This window comes from Pradoshia eiseniae (assembly GCF_002946355.1).
In the GTDB taxonomy this organism is placed as follows: domain Bacteria; phylum Bacillota; class Bacilli; order Bacillales; family Pradoshiaceae; genus Pradoshia; species Pradoshia eiseniae.
In genome coordinates this window covers 1-1,452 of the sequence record NZ_PKOZ01000044.1, presented here as the reverse complement: position 1 = coordinate 1,452, position 1,452 = coordinate 1, and the positions used below count along the sequence as shown (strand labels likewise).

Annotated in this window: 1 protein-coding gene; it reads right to left on the bottom strand. The window is 37.0% G+C overall.

The features are described 5' to 3' along the window. Positions 1-36: 36 nt before the first annotated feature. Positions 37-1,397, bottom strand: a protein-coding gene (locus CYL18_RS18935) for an IS3 family transposase (protein WP_104851018.1) whose coding sequence is annotated in 2 segments (ribosomal slippage) — positions 37-941 and positions 941-1,397 — 1,362 coding nt in all. Because the reading frame shifts where the segments join, the coding sequence is not laid out codon by codon here. Positions 1,398-1,452 lie beyond the last annotated feature (55 nt).

Sequence of the window (1,452 nt, the reverse complement as noted above, 5' to 3'; positions counted from 1 at the left end):
TGAAGTGACCCCAAAAAGTTAGACACAGTTATTTCCTTAAGCAGCTCGCATAGAATGAGTCCGATATTGTATCGGGCTCATTCCTTTTAATTTGACCTTGATTCGTTTGTGATTATAGTAATGAATATATTTATCTAATTCCGCTTTAAAATGCTCCATACTCTCAAACTCTTGAATGTAAAGTAATTCTGATTTCAAGAGGCCAAAAAAGTTTTCTATCACGGCGTTATCTAGGCAATTGCCTTTTCTGGACATACTTTGTGTAATGCCATGTTCTTTTAGGGACTGAATGTACTGGTTCATTTGATAGTGCCACCCCTGATCAGAATGAAGAATTGGACATTCTCCTTCGGATAATCGAGTGAAAGCCTGCTTTAACATTTTTGAAACCAGTGAATAGACTGGTCGTTTCTCTATATTGTAGGCAATAATTTCACCATTAAATAGGTCTAAGACAGGAGAAAGATATAGTTTTTTTCCAAACAAATGGAACTCTGTCACGTCTGTTACCCACTTTTCGTTGGGTCTTGTTGCGCTGAAATCACGTTTCAATATGTTTGGTGCTATTTTTCCAACGTTCCCTTTATAAGAGCGGTATTTTTTCATGCGTACAAGAGATTTCAATCCAAGTTCTTTCATAAGACGTTGGACTGTCTTGTGATTGATTTGAAGCCCTTGGTTCCTTAGTTCCAACGTGATCCTACGGTAGCCATATCGTCCTTTGTTTTCATTGAAAATGGAAGAAATCGCTGTTTTTATTTCTACATATTTGTCTGCCCGATTTCGGTTTTTAATCCAATAATAATATGTACTGCGTTTGATATTAGCCAGTCCAATCAGCTTTTGGAAAGGAAAATTTCTCCTTAGTTCATGCACTACTAGCGCCTTGTCTTTTGTTGTAATGCTTCCTTTTTCTGAACTAAGGCATTTAACTTTTTTAAATAAGCATTTTCCATTCGGAGATTGTCTATTTCTGCCTGTAATTCTTCCACAGAACTTTTATCTGTCGTCTGTTTTTTGGTTGGTTTTTGACGGTCTTTTTTCATAGATGGACGCCCCTTTTTCTTCGAGTCTAGGGCCGTTATACCTTCAGTGACTAAGCTGTTTTGCCATTGCCATAGAATGGAGTCAGAAGACAAATTAAACCTCGCAGCCGTATCAAAAATGGACGTCCCATGTACGTTCATATAGTTTAGTATGTCTAGTTTATCTTGGGTGCTGTACTTTGTATAGGTTTTAATAAATGCTTTATCTCCATGATACTCGTATTTCTTTACCCAATATTGAAGTTTACTTACATGTACACCGATTTCCTTAGCTATTGTATTACACCCTCTATTCCCATCTAGATACCGTTTAACTGCTCGCATTTTTTCCTCTTCAGTGAATTTAGCCAAAAGAAAAGCACCTCCAAATGTTAGATGATTTGTCTAACATTTGGGGTGCACTTCA